Source organism: Mycetocola miduiensis, from assembly GCF_900115155.1.
GTDB lineage: Bacteria > Actinomycetota > Actinomycetes > Actinomycetales > Microbacteriaceae > Mycetocola_A > Mycetocola_A miduiensis.
This window is the reverse complement of sequence record NZ_FOVM01000002.1, coordinates 210,629-224,898: the sequence shown is the minus strand read 5'-3', so window position 1 is coordinate 224,898 and position 14,270 is coordinate 210,629. Positions and strand designations below refer to the sequence as shown.

The 14,270-nt window shown below is 66.3% G+C and carries 13 protein-coding genes; 2 read left to right on the top strand and 11 right to left on the bottom strand.

The genetic code is table 11. From position 1 onward, the window contains the following. The 3 genes from BM197_RS04795 to BM197_RS04785 all read right to left on the bottom strand — a co-directional run bounded on the left by BM197_RS04795 (position 1) and on the right by BM197_RS04785 (position 3,781). Complete coding sequence (locus BM197_RS04795; RefSeq protein ID WP_090709325.1) at positions 1–1,032, bottom strand: AAA family ATPase; 1,032 nt, start codon at positions 1,030–1,032, stop codon at positions 1–3. Continuing rightward, positions 1,029–1,511 (bottom strand): pantetheine-phosphate adenylyltransferase, encoded by a 483-nt coding sequence (gene coaD / locus BM197_RS04790; protein WP_090709324.1) that lies wholly within the window; start codon positions 1,509–1,511, stop codon positions 1,029–1,031. The genes BM197_RS04795 and coaD overlap by 4 nt, the downstream gene beginning before the upstream one ends. Positions 1,512–1,603: 92 nt before the next feature. Beyond that, the gene (locus tag BM197_RS04785; RefSeq protein ID WP_090709322.1) at positions 1,604–3,781 is read right to left on the bottom strand and encodes an ATP-dependent DNA helicase RecG; all 2,178 of its coding nucleotides are present in this window, start codon (positions 3,779–3,781) and stop codon (positions 1,604–1,606) included. Between the two features lie 198 nt (positions 3,782–3,979). Here BM197_RS04785 and rsmD point away from each other — a divergent pair, with 198 nt between their 5' ends. Next, positions 3,980–4,543: a 16S rRNA (guanine(966)-N(2))-methyltransferase RsmD gene (gene rsmD, locus BM197_RS04780; RefSeq protein WP_090709320.1), complete on the top strand. Its 564-nt coding sequence runs from the start codon at positions 3,980–3,982 to the stop codon at positions 4,541–4,543. A 281-nt stretch (positions 4,544–4,824) separates the two neighbouring features. On the opposite strand, the gene thiL is transcribed toward rsmD, so the two are convergent. Continuing rightward, positions 4,825–5,832 carry a thiamine-phosphate kinase gene (thiL, locus tag BM197_RS04775; RefSeq protein ID WP_090709318.1) on the bottom strand — a complete coding sequence of 336 codons (1,008 nt, stop codon included), beginning with the start codon at positions 5,830–5,832 and terminating at the stop codon, positions 4,825–4,827. 24 nt (positions 5,833–5,856) lie between these two features. Between thiL and BM197_RS04770 the strand changes: the two genes are divergently transcribed. Next, the gene (locus tag BM197_RS04770; RefSeq protein WP_090709316.1) at positions 5,857–6,360 is read left to right on the top strand and encodes a DUF3515 family protein; all 504 of its coding nucleotides are present in this window, start codon (positions 5,857–5,859) and stop codon (positions 6,358–6,360) included. A 117-nt stretch (positions 6,361–6,477) separates the two neighbouring features. Here BM197_RS04770 and BM197_RS04765 read toward each other — a convergent pair whose 3' ends face one another. From BM197_RS04765 to BM197_RS04735, 7 genes are all read right to left on the bottom strand, one after another. Beyond that, complete coding sequence (locus BM197_RS04765) at positions 6,478–7,578, bottom strand: D-alanine--D-alanine ligase family protein (protein WP_090709315.1); 1,101 nt, start codon at positions 7,576–7,578, stop codon at positions 6,478–6,480. After that, on the bottom strand, positions 7,481–8,608 hold the full coding sequence (locus BM197_RS04760; RefSeq protein WP_090709313.1) for an NAD(P)H-dependent glycerol-3-phosphate dehydrogenase: 1,128 nt from the start codon (positions 8,606–8,608) through the stop codon (positions 7,481–7,483). The genes BM197_RS04765 and BM197_RS04760 overlap by 98 nt, the downstream gene beginning before the upstream one ends. Continuing rightward, positions 8,605–9,372, bottom strand: coding sequence for a lysophospholipid acyltransferase family protein (locus BM197_RS04755; protein WP_090709312.1), 768 nt, complete (start codon positions 9,370–9,372; stop codon positions 8,605–8,607). Before BM197_RS04755 ends, BM197_RS04760 begins: the two co-directional genes overlap by 4 nt. After that, positions 9,372–10,697 carry a UDP-N-acetylglucosamine 1-carboxyvinyltransferase gene (gene murA, locus BM197_RS04750; protein WP_090709310.1) on the bottom strand — a complete coding sequence of 442 codons (1,326 nt, stop codon included), beginning with the start codon at positions 10,695–10,697 and terminating at the stop codon, positions 9,372–9,374. The genes BM197_RS04755 and murA overlap by 1 nt, the downstream gene beginning before the upstream one ends. A gap of 60 nt (positions 10,698–10,757) precedes the next feature. Continuing rightward, positions 10,758–11,354 carry a 3-isopropylmalate dehydratase small subunit gene (leuD, locus tag BM197_RS04745; protein WP_090709309.1) on the bottom strand — a complete coding sequence of 199 codons (597 nt, stop codon included), beginning with the start codon at positions 11,352–11,354 and terminating at the stop codon, positions 10,758–10,760. 2 nt (positions 11,355–11,356) lie between these two features. Next, entirely contained in the window at positions 11,357–12,850 is a 1,494-nt protein-coding gene (gene leuC / locus BM197_RS04740) for a 3-isopropylmalate dehydratase large subunit (RefSeq protein ID WP_245762390.1), read from the bottom strand. Positions 12,851–13,168: 318 nt separating this feature from the next. Beyond that, positions 13,169–14,170, bottom strand: coding sequence for a TerC family protein (locus BM197_RS04735; RefSeq protein WP_090709307.1), 1,002 nt, complete (start codon positions 14,168–14,170; stop codon positions 13,169–13,171). Positions 14,171–14,270 lie beyond the last annotated feature (100 nt).

Genomic DNA, 14,270 nt, shown 5'->3' with positions numbered 1-14,270 from the left:
CTACCTCGTGTTCGAGGGCGGTACGACCGCCGTTTCAAGGATGCCGCGAACCAGGTCGGCGATGAGGTCGTCACTGCGCTGGTGGTGGCCGAGCGCCCTGCTGGTGGGCACAAGGCGGTGACCGAGAACGGGCAGCGCCAATTCGTCGATGTCGTCAGGAAGGACGAAGTCTCTCCCAGACACGAGCGAGAGCGCTTTCGCCGCGCGCACGAGCTGCAGCGTCGCCCTGGGACTCGCACCGAGGCGAAGATCCGGATGCGCGCGGGTGGCGCGGACGATCCCCACCGCGTACTCCTTGACGCTCGGCGCGACGTAGACGTTGCGCACCGACATCATCATGCGCTGAAGCGATGCCTCCGAGATCACGGGCTCGAGGGTGGACAGCGGGTTCGAGGTGTCGCGCGTGGTGAGCATGCTCAACTCGGACGTCTCATCCGGGTATCCCATCGAGATCCGGGCCATGAACCGGTCGCGCTGCGCCTCCGGCAGTGCGTAGGTGCCTTCCATCTCAATCGGGTTCTGCGTCGCGACAACGGTGAACGGGCTGGACAGCGGGTAGGTCGAACCGTCGACGGTGACCTGGCGCTCCTCCATGCACTCCAGAAGTGCGGACTGGGTTTTCGGCGACGCCCTGTTGATCTCGTCGCCGATGACGATGTTCGCGAAAACCGCACCCGGCTTGAATTCAAACCGGCGGTCGGCCTGGTTGTAGACGGAGACACCCGTGACGTCGCTCGGCAGCAGGTCGGGCGTGAACTGGATCCGACTCACCGTTGCATGAACGCTCTTCGCGAGCGCTTTCGCCAGTACCGTCTTGCCAACGCCCGGGACGTCCTCGATGAGCAGGTGCCCTTCGGCGAGAAGAACGGTCAAAGCGGTCCGCACGGCGGCGTGCTTGCCGTCGATCACGGATTCCACGTTGCGGATGATGTCATCGGCGAGCCGGTGCGCTTCAATCGTTGGCAGGCCGACCACGTCCTCGACGAAGGCGGAGGAGCCGTCGGTCGGTGCGCGGGTGGGCAGGCTGGTCATGATCGCTTCAGGAACTCGGCCACTGCGGGCGGTACATACGGGGTGACGTCACCGCCGAGCTCGGACACCTGCCGGACCAGCGAACTCGACACGTGGGCGTGGGCGGGGTCCGGAAGCATAAAGATCGTCTCCACACTGGCGAGGTGCCTGTTCACGATGGCCATCGGTGTTTCGTAGGCGACGTCCACCTGAGAACGGATGCCCTTCACCAGAACGGATGCTCCGACGTCGGTCGCGTAATCCACGAGGAGTCCGACGCTCCACGAAGCGACGACGATGTTGCCGGGCGAACCGGCATCCTCGATCGACGCCTCGAGCAGGGAGACCCGCTCGGCGATCGGCAGCAGAGCCGTCTTGCCCGGGTTGTGCACGACCAGGACGTGAAGTTCGTCGAACAGTCCTGCAGCACGCACGATGACATCCATGTGCCCCAGGGTGACGGGATCGAATGAGCCCGGAACGACGGCGATCCTTTGCATTCCTCAAGCCTAGCGGGAGCACCAATCCGGAGGCCATGACAGACAGAAAACGATCAGGCTCAGCACGAGGCTCGTTCGGGTGACAGAAACGCTCAGTTTTTCGACAGCGCCGCCCGTGCGAAAGCGTCAACGCGCTGCTCCAGCGCGGCACGAAGAACCGGGTGGTCCGAAAGTGCGGGGTCCTCCTCCAGCACGGCGGCTGCTTCTGCTCTGGCCAGGGAGATGAGGTCGCCGTCGTGGGCGACACGGAGGAGTTTGAGCGAGGAGCGGCCGCCGGACTGGGCGCTGCCGAGCACGTCACCTTCCTGCCGGAGCTCGAGGTCGACCTGCGCGAGCTCGAATCCGTCGAGAGTGGCGGCGACGGCATCCACCCGTTCACGCGCGATGCTGCCGGGTTCGGCGGCTGTCACGAGCAGACACAATCCCGGCAAGGCGCCCCGGCCGACCCGGCCGCGAAGCTGGTGCAGCTGGGAGACCCCGAACCGGTCGGCGTCGAGCACGACCATCGCTGCAGCGTTCGGCACGTCGACGCCCACTTCGATGACGGTGGTGGCAACGAGGATGTCGATGCCACCAGCCGCGAATTGCCGCATGATGGCATCCTTCTCGTCGCTCGGCATCCGGCCGTGCAGCGCGGCGAGCCGGAGGGAGCGGGTTGCCTCGATCGCTGAGAGTTCCGCCAGGGTGCCGACGACGGTGGCGCGGGGGCGCTCGGGTGCCCCCTGGGGCGGCGCAGGCTCGTCGTCGACGGGTGGTTCGCCGTCGTCTTCGGGTTCGCCGACATCGATGGCGGGGCAGACGACGAACGCCTGACGTCCTGCGGCGACCTCTTCGGAGACGCGCGCCCACGCCCGGTGGATCCAGCCCGGATGATCGACGAGACCGACGACGAACGTCTCGATGCCCGCTCGGCCGGCGGGCAATTCGCGGATGGTGCTGACGTCGAGGTCTCCGAACACCGTCATGGCGACCGTGCGCGGAATGGGCGTCGCGGTCAGAACGAGAACGTGCGGTGGCTGCCGGCCCTTCTGGCGGAGCGTCTCACGTTGCTCAACACCGAACCGGTGTTGCTCGTCGACGACCACCAGGCCGAGGTCGTAGAAGGTCACGCTCTCGCCGAGCAGGGCGTGAGTGCCGATGACGATTTTGGCCTGGCCGCTGACGATCCGGAGCATGGCGCGCCTGCGCTCAGCGACGGGCATCTGCCCGGTGAGCAGGGTGGGCATGAGGCTCGCCGCGAGGTCGGGACCGAGCGACTTCACGATCGACCGGAGGTGCTGGCCGGCGAGGACCTCCGTCGGCGCGAGGAGGGCGGACTGGCCGCCAGACTCGGCGACGGTGAGCATGGCCCGCAGCGCCACGAGTGTCTTGCCCGAGCCGACCTCGCCCTGAACGAGCCGGTTCATCGGCACCGGTTCACCGAGGTCCCGGGCGATCTCTGCCCCAACCAGCTGCTGGTCGCCGGTGAGGGTGAACGGCAGTGACGTGTCGAAGCGTTCGAGAAGTCCGCCCTCTGCCGGCGTTCTCGGCGTGGTCTCCTCGAACCGGGCGATCTGCCGCTGCTGGAGCAGAGCGGCCTGCAACAGGAACGCCTCGCGGTGGCGGAGGGTGTCGCGCGCGACGTGGGCGTCGGCATCCGTTTTGGGGCGGTGGATCAGCTCGATAGCTTCGCCGTAGCTGAGAAGGTTCTCGCGGCTGCGGACCTCGTCGGGGATGGGGTCAGGGAGCGGTTCGAGGCCGTCGAGGACGACAGCCATGGCCTTCGCCACCTGCCAGCTCGCGACGCTCGCGGTCGCCGGGTAGATCGGGATGGGGGTCATCGCCCAGGTGCGGGCGGCGCTCGTGCTCTGCTCGGTCGCCTCGAAGAGTTCGTAGTCGGGGTGGGCCAACTGGAGGACGCCCTTGTATTCGCCCACTTTTCCGGCGAAGATACCGCGGACGCCAGGGGCAAGTTCTTTCGAACGCCAGGCCTGATTGAAGAAGGTGAGCGCGAGGATGCCCTGGCCGTCGGTGATGCGGACTTCGAGGATCGATCCGCGCCGTGCCTTCATCGTTCGTTCCCGCACGTCGAGGACCTCAGCTACGATCGTGACGCTTTCGCCGACGGGTATCCGGTTCAGGGCCGTCAGCTCGCCCCGTCTCGCGTAGCGACGCGGGTAATGCTCGAGGAAGTCCCCGACCGTGACCACGCCGAATGCCCGCTTGAAGGCTGCAGCGGTTCGGCCGCCGAGTACGCCCTCGAGCTTCTTGGCGGTGGGGTCGGTCGGCATACGTCGAGTCTAAGCAACACCACCGACGGGGTGCTCTGCCTACGCGCGTCCCCGTCAGGGGCATCCGCTCGCTCTCACGGGGCGAATCCACGCACTGCGGACGCACTCACCCGGCATACCGCGTGAACCCGACCGGATCGCGTGAACCCGTGCCGTCGCTCGTCCCGGCTCACCGAATGCACCGGTACTCTTGGGCGGGTGACAAGAATCGTGTCCGGGTTTGCCGGTTCCCTGGTCCTGAGAGTGCCGAAGTCGGGGACCCGGCCGACCAGCGACCAGGTGCGCGAAGCCATGTTCTCTGCGCTCGACGCACGCGATGCGGTGGACGGAGCCCAGGTCCTCGACCTCTATGCCGGTTCGGGCGCGCTCGGCCTCGAAGCCGCGAGCCGCGGCGCTGCCGAAGTGGTCCTCGTCGAGCGGGCTGCCACCGCTGCGGCCGTGTGCCGAAGCAACGCGCTCGCGGTGCAGAAGGCATCCCCGGGGAAACTGACGGTGACGGTGGCCGCACGTCCGGTGCAGAGCTATCTCGAGTCGGCAGTCGGCACTTTCGACCTCGTCTTCCTCGACCCGCCGTACGACCTCCCCGAGGCGGAGCTCACGGCGAACCTCGCGGCACTCCCCCGTGTGCTCTCCGAGGACGCCCTCGTGGTCGTCGAACGGAGCAGCCGCACGCCCGAGCCGAGCTGGCCTGGCGGACTCAGCGCCGTGCGCTCGAAGAAGTACGGTGAAACCATGGTGTGGTGGGCTGAACCCGTCAAGTAGCCGGCCTCCCGCTGCGCATAACTCAGCCAAACCGTGGCCGGAGCAGCTGCCATCCGCAGGTTTCCGGGCCGGCAGAGCTTCGCTGCCGCCGTCCCGGCTGACTTGTGCCCACGCCGGCCCGGAACCGGACCGGCGGGCTCGGGGACCCACCGCCCCGCGCAGCGCGCCCGGCTGCGCATAACTCAGCCAAACCGTGGCCGGAGCTGCTGCCGTCCACGGGTTTCCGGGCCGGCAGAGCTTCGCTGCCGCCGTCCCGGCTGACTTGTGCCCACGCCGATGGGTTAGCCCGTACGGCCGTCCCAGCCGACATACGGGTCCCAGCCGAGTACTCCGCCGACGGCTTCGCCGTCGAGGGAAACGCCGGTTCCCGCCCGAACGCTGCCGATCACCCGGAACCCGGCGGGAAGTGTTGCATCGGGGCCGAAGGTGGCAAGCAATGCGTGGTCTTCTCCGCCGCGCAACGCCGACTCGACGTCCTCTCCGAGCGTGCTCCGGTGCAGGTCGACGCAGACACCGCTGGCGCGGGCGATCCGGGCCGCGTCGAGGGCGAGTCCGTCCGAGACGTCGAGCATGGCGGTGGCACCGGCGACGGCGGCGTCCACACCGGAAGAGATCGGCGGGGTCGGCGCGAGTTGTGCTCCGACCAGGCGCGGCTCGCGGGCGCGCACGGCTGCGGCGGCCACCGGGTCCGGGTTACCGCTCACATCCACCCCTTCGTCGAACAGGAGGCGGAGTCCAGCGGCAGCGACGCCAGCGTTTCCAGCCAGGGCGACGACATCCCCAACCCGTGCTCCGCTCCGAAGCACCGGAGGTCGGCCTTCGAGGTCCCCGAAAGCGGTCACGGCGAGGGTCAGGGTGTCTGAGACGGACATGTCTCCCCCGACGACCCCGCAGCCCGGCGCAAGAAGCGCGCAGGCGTCTCGCAAGCCGGCCGAGATTCCCTCGAGCATGCTGACCGGTGTGTCGGGGGTCGCGGCGATAGCGACGACAAGGCCGGTCGGCCGTGCACCCATGGCGGCGACATCGGCGAGATTCGAGGCCGCGGCCTTCCAGCCGAGGTCGTGCGGCTGGGACCAGGCCAGGCGGAAGTCCGGCCCGTGAACCATCATGTCCGTGGTGACGACGAATCGGCCATCCGGAGCGGCCAGCACCGCCGCGTCGTCGCCGGGACCAAGAAGCTGGCTGTCGGCAACCGGCAGGAGCGGGAAGATGCGGTCCAGCACCGCCAGCTCGTGCACATCATGCACCGTGTCAGCGTGCGGCTGCCGCTCTTCAAGGCTCTCTGTCATGCGTTCAACGGTAGCCTGAGAGGGATGTCTCCCCGCACCGCGCTCCGCTCCCTCGCCCGCACGACTGTCCTCATCGCCCTCGCGACCACACTGCTCACGGGCTGTGTACAGGCGGTGCCGCTCGAGCCGGCCGATAACGCCAACGACCCGGCTTGCGCCGACGTGACGGTCCGCCTGCCAGACACCGTGGCAGACAAGCCGAAGCGCGAGACGACCGCCCAGGCGACCGGCGCATGGGGGGATCCTGCCGCGGTCCTCCTGCACTGCGGTGTGGCGGTTCCCGGCCCGACGACGGATGCGTGCATCGCCCTCAACGGCGTCGACTGGATCGCCGACGAAACCGAGGCCGCGAACAACACCTACCGGTACACCACCTTCGGACGGGACCCTGCGATCGAGGTCGTCATCAACGCGGATGCCGAAACCGGCGGCGTATCAGGGACGACGGCGCTCATCGACCTCACCTCGGCTGTGGAGGCGATCCCGGCCACATCGGCCTGTCTCGCCCCCGGCGACGTCCTCGAGTAGCGGGCAGTCGCGCTTCGCCTCCCACCGCATCCGCCTCGAGTACACCCGCTTCGGACGAACTCACGCGTCACGCCGGGTGAACCCGACCGGAACGCGTGAACCGACGCAGCAAACGCGTCAGGCGCCCCGCCGCGCTGCCGCCACGTCGAGCAGCTCGGTGATGAGGTCGCAGTAGCTGAGCCCCGACCGGATCCAGCAGGTGGGAAACATCGAGATCGGCGTGAAACCGGGCATCGTGTTCACCTCGTTCACGATGAGCCCACCGTCGGGGCCCATGAAGAAGTCGACCCGGGCGAGCCCCTCAGCACCGATCGCCTCGAACGCCCGGATCGCCACAGACTGCAGTTCAGCCAACTGCCCGTCAGAGAGCTCAGCGGGGCAAACCAGGTCGATGCCCGGGGCATCGAGGTACTTCGCGTCGAAGTCGTAGAACTCCCGCCCCGAGAGAACGATCTCCCCGGCGACGGATGCCCGCGCCGGCTCCCCCGGACGTCCGCCGAGAACAGCGATCTCCAGTTCGCGACCGGGCACGCCGGCCTCGATGAGCACTTTCCAGTCCTCGGCGAAGGCGGTCGCCATTGCAGCCTCGAGCTCTGCGACAGCTGAGACGCGGCTGACCCCGACACTGGATCCCGCGCGGGCGGGCTTCACGAAGACCGGCGTACCGAGCGACTCGAGCGCCTCAGAGGCGACGACGGGCCGGGCCCGGTACTCGTCGGCGGTGATCGTGCGCCACGGGGCGACGGTGATACCAGCGTGTTCGAGCACCGTCTTGGTGAAGTGCTTGTCCATGCCGAGCGCCGACGCGAGCACGCCGCTGCCGACATAGGGGTAGCCGACGAGTTCAAGCATGCCCTGCAGCGTGCCGTCCTCGCCGAACGGGCCGTGCAGGATCGGGAACACGATGTCTGGGCTGCCGAGCGATCGCTCGGCGCCGTCGGCTGTCGTGACGCTCAATTCGCGGGAACGGATGCTGTCGGGCCAGCGCACACGGGACCCGTTATCGAGCACCTCAGGCAGGTGCGCAGGGTCGAGCGCGAACTTCGCCGGGTTGTCGTCCTCGAGCACGAACGCGCCGTCGCGGGTGATCCCGACCGGGATCACATCGAACAGGTCGCGGTCAATCGCGTTGAGGACTCCGCCCGCCGTCGCGCAGCTGATCGAATGCTCGCTTGATCGACCTCCAAACAACACCACCACCAGGCGCTTCTGCGTCATCATTCGTCCTTTCGCCCTGAGGCTCGTCGCTGTCTGTCGTGAGGTGAGGTGCAATGTCTTTGGGGTCGAGGGTGCCGTCGAGAACCTGCTTGACCTGCTCGACGATCGGCATTTCTACGCCGATCGACCGGGCCAGTTCCAGAATGGGCGCGACCGAAGCGAGGCCTTCAGCCGTCTGCTGCATCTGCTTGACGACCGCCGAGAAACTGTATCCCTGACCAAGCAGACGGCCGGCTGTGTTGTTGCGCGACAGCGGTGACTGGCAGGTCGCGATGAGGTCGCCGAGGCCGGCAAGCCCGGCGAGGGTCTCGGCCTGTGCCCCCTGGGCTACTGCGAAGTCGGTCATCTCGACGAGACCGCGGGTGATGATCGACGCCTTGGTGTTCTCGCCGTAGCCGACGCCGTCGACGATGCCGATGGCCACGGCAATGAGGTTCTTGAGCACGCCGCCGAATTCGGTGCCGATGACATCGGTGTTCACGAACGTGCGGAAGTAGCGGTTGCGGGCGAGCAACGCGACGGCCTGCGCCGTTTCAAGGCTGACGGACGAGATGACGGCGGCTGTGGGCTGTTCACGGGCGATCTCAAGGGCGAGGTTCGGCCCGGATGCCACGGCGATGCGTGCAGGATCGATGTCGAGCCCCTGTCGGATCACTTCGCTCATCCGCAGGCCGGATCGCTTCTCGACCCCCTTCATGAGGGAGATCACGATCGCCTCCGGCTCGAGGAGCGGCCTCACGGCGACGAGGTTGTCGCGCAGCGACTGGCTGGGCACGGCGATGAACACCTGCTGAGCGCCGCGGAGCGCATCGGCCAGGTTCGAGGTCGCGGTCAGGTTCGCCGGCAGTTGTACACCGGGCAGATAGTCGCTGTTGCGGTGCTGCTTCGCGATCTCACGCGCAAGTTCAGGACGCCGCGCCCACATGGTGACGTCGGCGCCGCCGTCGGCGAGGATCTTGCCGAACGTAGTGCCCCAACTTCCGGTGCCGAGCACCGCAACCCGGGCCGGAGAGGTGAGTCGTCGGCTCAAAATCTGCCCGTGTCCTTCTGGTTGTGCTTGCTCGGGTCCCACGGCTCGTCGGGGGCTTTTTCGCCTCGAAGGTCCTCCAGCAACGCCGTGATGTGCTTCATGACGACAGCGGTCGCCTCGGCGAGGGTTGCCGAGTCAAGCGGGCGCCCCGCGAACTCGGAAAGGTCGACCGGGTCGCCGACCTTGACGTCGATCGCTTTCGGCGGGAAGAAATTGATCTTCCGCGAGTACCGGGCCATCACCTTGTCCGTACCCCAATGCGCAATCGGGGTGATCGGGATGCCGTTGGTCAGCGCGACCCGGACTGCTCCGGTCTTTCCGCGCATCGGCCAGAGGTCGGGGTCGCGGGTGAGCGATCCCTCTGGGTAGATGACAACGCCCTGGCCCTTCTCCACGAGACGGCCCCCGGCCTGCACCGGGTCGCTGTCGCGCGACGACCCCGCCCGTTCAACGGGAATCTGGCCAGACTTCGTCAGAAGCCAGCCGACGACCGGCACCTTGAACAGCCCCGCCTTTGCCATGAACCGCGGCGCGCGGCCCATCTTCCAGACGGCGATGCCGATGACGATCGGGTCGATCTCACTGAAGTGATTGGGAGCGAGAACGAACGGACCGGAGACCGGCAGTTTGTGCCCGTCCTGGACCCGGATCTTCATCATCACCCTGGCCGGAGGCAACGCGATGCACGCCAACAGCCAATAGATCGACGGCCGGGTTTTCTCCGGGCTCGCTCGTCGGCGCTTTTCGGTCTTCGTCACGGCCATCAGCCTTCGAGAACGAAATCTGCTCCCAGCTGTTCCAGCTTGGCGATGAATTTCTCGTAACCACGGCTGATGATGCCGACGTTCGAGACCCGGGACGTTCCCTCCGCACTCAGGGCCGCGATGAGGTGCGAGAAGCCGCCGCGCAGGTCGGGCACGACGATGTCGGCGCCGTGCAGCTGCGTCGGTCCGGAGATCACGGCGGAGTGGTTGAAGTTCCGCTGCCCGAACCGGCAGGCCTGCCCGCCGAGGCACTCCTTGTGGACCTGGATCGTCGCGCCCATCTCGACGAGCGCGTCGACGAAGCCGAACCGCTGCTCGTAGACGGTCTCGTGAACGATCGACACGCCCTTCGCCTTGGTGAGGGCGACGACGAGGGGCTGCTGCCAGTCGGTCATGAACCCGGGGTGCACGTCGGTCTCGATGATGACCGGGTGAAGTTCGGTTCCCGGGTGGTAGAACCGGATGCCGTCATCAGCGATGTCGAACTTGCCGCCGACCTTGCGGAACACGTTGAGGAAGGTCAGCATTTCGGCCTGGCGTGCACCGCCGACGAAGATGTCACCTTCGGTGGCCAGCGCGGCCGCAGCCCAGCTCGCGGCCTCGTTCCGGTCGAAGAGCGCCGTGTGCGAGTATCCCTCGAGGCGATCGACGCCTTCGATCCGGATGACGCGGTCCGTGTCGACCGTGATGATCGCACCCATCTTCTGCAGGATGTTGATCAGGTCCATGATCTCAGGCTCGATTGCCGCGCCACGAAGCTCGGTGATCCCGTCCGCACGAACGGCGGTGAGAAGCACCTGCTCGGTTGCTCCGACACTCGGGTATGGCAAGTGAACCTTGGTGCCCTTGAGCCCGTTGGGAGCAGACATCCGGATGCCGCTCGGCTGCTTCTCAACGACGGCGCCGAACTGGCGGAGCACTTCGAGGTGGTAGTCAATCGGGCGGTCGCCGATGCGGCATCCGCCGAGGTCCGGGATGAACGCTTCACCAAGACGGTGCAGCAGCGGGCCGCAGAACAGGATCGGGATCCTGCTGGAACCGGCGTGCGCGTCGATGTCGGCCATGTGGGCGCTTTCGACGTTGGAGGGGTCGAGGTGCAGGACTCCTTCTTCGTCGCTCGTGACCTTCACACCGTGGACGTCGAGCAGGCCACGGACGACGCGCACGTCGCTGATGTCGGGGACATCGCGAAGCACGCTCGGGGTCTCTCCGAGGATCGCAGCAACCATCGCCTTCGTGACGAGGTTCTTCGCCCCCTTGAGTTCAATACGGCCGTGGAGTGGACGTCCACCGTGGATGGTGATGGTGTCGCCTTGAAGGCCCACGCTGGCTCCCGCCCGTGATGCGTCCTGAAGAAGTGAACTCAAATGTATACCTGCGCTGCCTTATCTAATGGGAAGAGTCCTGGGTCGCCAGGACTCTCTGGAAGCCTCGAACTGGGTGATCTGCTCTTCGTTGCGCAGGGTGAGGCCGATGTCGTCGAGCCCCTCCAGGAGCCGCCACCTAGTGTAATCATCGATCTCGAATGAAACCGTGAGGTCACCGATAGCGACTGTCTGTGCAACCAGATCAACGGTAATCTCTATTCCCGGCTGGGCATCGATCAAAGCCCAGATCTTCTTGGTGTCGTCCTCGGAGATCTGCGCGGCGAGGAGGCCCTGTTTGCCAGAGTTGCCACGGAAGATGTCTCCGAAGCGGGGGCTGAGGATGACCTGGAATCCGAAGTCGCGAAGCGCCCACACGGCGTGCTCACGCGAAGAACCGGTTCCGAAGTCCGGCCCGGCCACGAGAACCCTGGCTCCCTGGAATGCGGGCTGGTTGAGCACGAAGTCGGGGTCCTGCCGCCAGGCGGCGAAGAGCGCGTCTTCGAAACCGGTCTTGGTGACCCGTTTCAGGTAGACGGCGGGGATGATCTGGTCGGTGTCGACGTTCGACCTGGTCAGGGGCGCGGCGATGCCGGTAACGGTGGTGAACTTCTCCATGATCAGTTCGCTCCTTCGAGGTCGGCGGGGCTGGACAGGGTGCCGCGGATTGCGGTCGCCGCTGCGACGAGCGGTGACACCAGGTGGGTGCGACCGCCTTTGCCCTGGCGTCCTTCGAAGTTGCGGTTACTGGTCGATGCACAGCGTTCGCCTGGTGCGAGCTGGTCGGGGTTCATGCCGAGGCACATGGAGCATCCGGCGAAACGCCATTCGGCGCCGAACTCGGTGATGATCTTGTCGAGTCCTTCGGCCTCCGCCTCCAGCCGGACCCGTGCGGACCCGGGAACGACCATCACGCGGACGCCATCGGCCTTCTTCTTGCCTTCGATGACCGACGCGAACGCGCGGAGGTCCTCGATCCGGCTGTTGGTGCACGATCCCATAAAGACGGCGTCGACGGTGATCTCTTTCATCGGCGTTCCGGCCGTGAGGTCCATGTATTCGAGGGCGCGTTCTGCGGCTGCCCGTTCGTTCGGATCGGCGATGGTGTGCGGGTCCGGCACCGTGTCGCTCAGCGAAACACCCTGGCCGGGGTTGGTTCCCCAGGTCACGAACGGGTCGAGGGTGTCGGCGTCGAGGAACACCTCTGCGTCGAACACGGCGCCTTCGTCGGTGGGCAGGGTGTTCCAGTACTCGACGGCGGCATCCCAGTCAGCTCCCTCAGGCGCGTGTGGGCGGCCCTTCAGGTAGGCGTATGTCGTCTCATCCGGTGCCACCATGCCCGCGCGCGCGCCGGCCTCGATCGACATGTTGCAGATCGTCATGCGGCCCTCCATGGAGAGCGCGCGAATCGCCGACCCGCGGTATTCGAGCACGTAGCCCTGGCCGCCGCCGGTTCCGATCTTCGCGATCACGGCGAGGATGATGTCCTTCGCGGTGACTCCGGGGCGCAATGTGCCCTCGACGTTGATGGCCATGGTCTTGAACTGCTTGAGCGGGAGCGTCTGCGTGGCGAGCACGTGTTCGACCTCGCTCGTGCCGATACCGAACGCCATCGCTCCGAAGGCGCCGTGCGTCGACGTGTGCGAGTCGCCGCAGACAACGGTGATGCCCGGCATGGTCAGCCCGAGCTGCGGGCCGACGACGTGGACGATGCCCTGTTCGACGTCGCCGAGCGAGTGGAGGCGCACACCGAATTCCACGGCGTTCTTCCGCAGCGTCTCGATCTGAGTGCGGCTCGTGAGGTCGGCGATTGGCTTGTCGATCGCGAGAGTCGGGGTGTTGTGGTCCTCGGTCGCGATTGTGAGGTCGGGCCGGCGCACGGGGCGCCCGGCAAGCCGTAGGCCGTCGAAGGCCTGCGGGCTCGTCACCTCGTGAACGAGGTGGAGGTCGATGTAGATGAGGTCAGGAGTACCGTCCTCACCCTTGGCGACAAGGTGGTCTTCCCAGATCTTCTCGGCCAGGGTCCGCGGGTACGGCGCCGGGGCGGCATGTTTGGGGTGGCCGGTGCCGGTTGACGGCACGGCTTCGTCGGCTGGAACGGTGTTCTGCTGCATCAGTTTCCTCGCAAGAAAGGGTGGATCAGGCAGGACGAACCCCGCGACGGGGAGGCCTGGATGTTAGGCCCCGTCGCGGCAACTAAGAAGCAGCCTGACCAGCACATAGTCAGATTATCACCCGCGCGCACCGCGCCCGCCCCGGGCGCATTCTCCGACACGCCGCCCAGCGGCATCCGGCCCCGGCGCGTCACCTCAAGCATCCGCTGGAGCGTCCGCACTTCGGCGACGAAAGACCCTCCCATCCAGCAGGGCTGGAAAGGAGGGTCCTCTCGATTCGGCGCGGCGGACCGAGAGTTCCCGACCGCGCGGCATCCGTTAGTCGATGGAGATGGATTCCTTCTTGCGCTCGTCCCTGCTCGACTTCACCAGGCTGGCGACGGTCGACACGATCATCGCTCCGACGATGACCGCGAGCGAGGTCCAGGTGTTGATCTCTGGTGCCCATTCGATGTGTTGGCCGTTGTTGATGAACGGGAGCTCGTTCTCGTGCATCGCGTGCAGCACGAGTTTCACGCCGATGAAGGCGAGGATGAACGCGATGCCGTACTTGAGGTAGTGGAGGCGCTCCAGCAGTCCGCCGAGCATGAAGTACAGCTGGCGCAGACCCATCAGCGCGAAGATGTTGGCCGTGAACACGATGAACGGGCTCTGCGTGATGCCGAAGATCGCGGGGATGGAGTCGAGCGCGAACATGACGTCGGTAGTGCCGATCGCGATGAACACGATGAGCATCGGAGTCCAGACCTTCTTGCCGTCGATCACCGTGCGGAGTTTGTTGTCGTGGTAGTCCGGAGAAACGCTGATGTGGCGCTTCAGGTAGGTGATCAGCGCGGTTTCGCCGTCTTCGGCGTCTTCGTTGTGACCGAACGCCTGCTTCCAGGCGGTGAAGAGCAGGAACGCACCGAACAGGTAGAACACCCAGCTGAAGCTTTCGATGAGCTGCGCGCCGAGGAGGATGAAGACACCGCGGAAGATGAGCGCGATGATGATTCCCACCATCAGCACTTCCTGCTGTAGCCGTTTCGGCACCGAGAACCGGGCCATGATGATCACGAACACGAACAGGTTGTCGATCGAGAGGCTGTATTCGGTGAGCCAGCCCGCGAGGAACTGCCCGGCGAACTCGCCACCCGAGATGAGGAACATCAGCCCGGCGAAGACGAGTGCCAGGGTGACGTAGAACGCCACCCACAGGGTGGATTCCTTCATCGAGGGGATGTGGGGGCGCTTGACGACGAGCAGAAGGTCGGCAATGAGGATGATTCCGAGGGCGACGTAGGAGCCGACTTCGAACCAGAGGGGCAGAACCGGGTGCATCCGGGGCCTTTCAATGAGGGGATAAGTGGGTGCGACGAACACCCGAAAGTCTCTCCCGCCCGGCCAAATGGCCGTGCCACGGCATCCGGGGTCTCGTCGA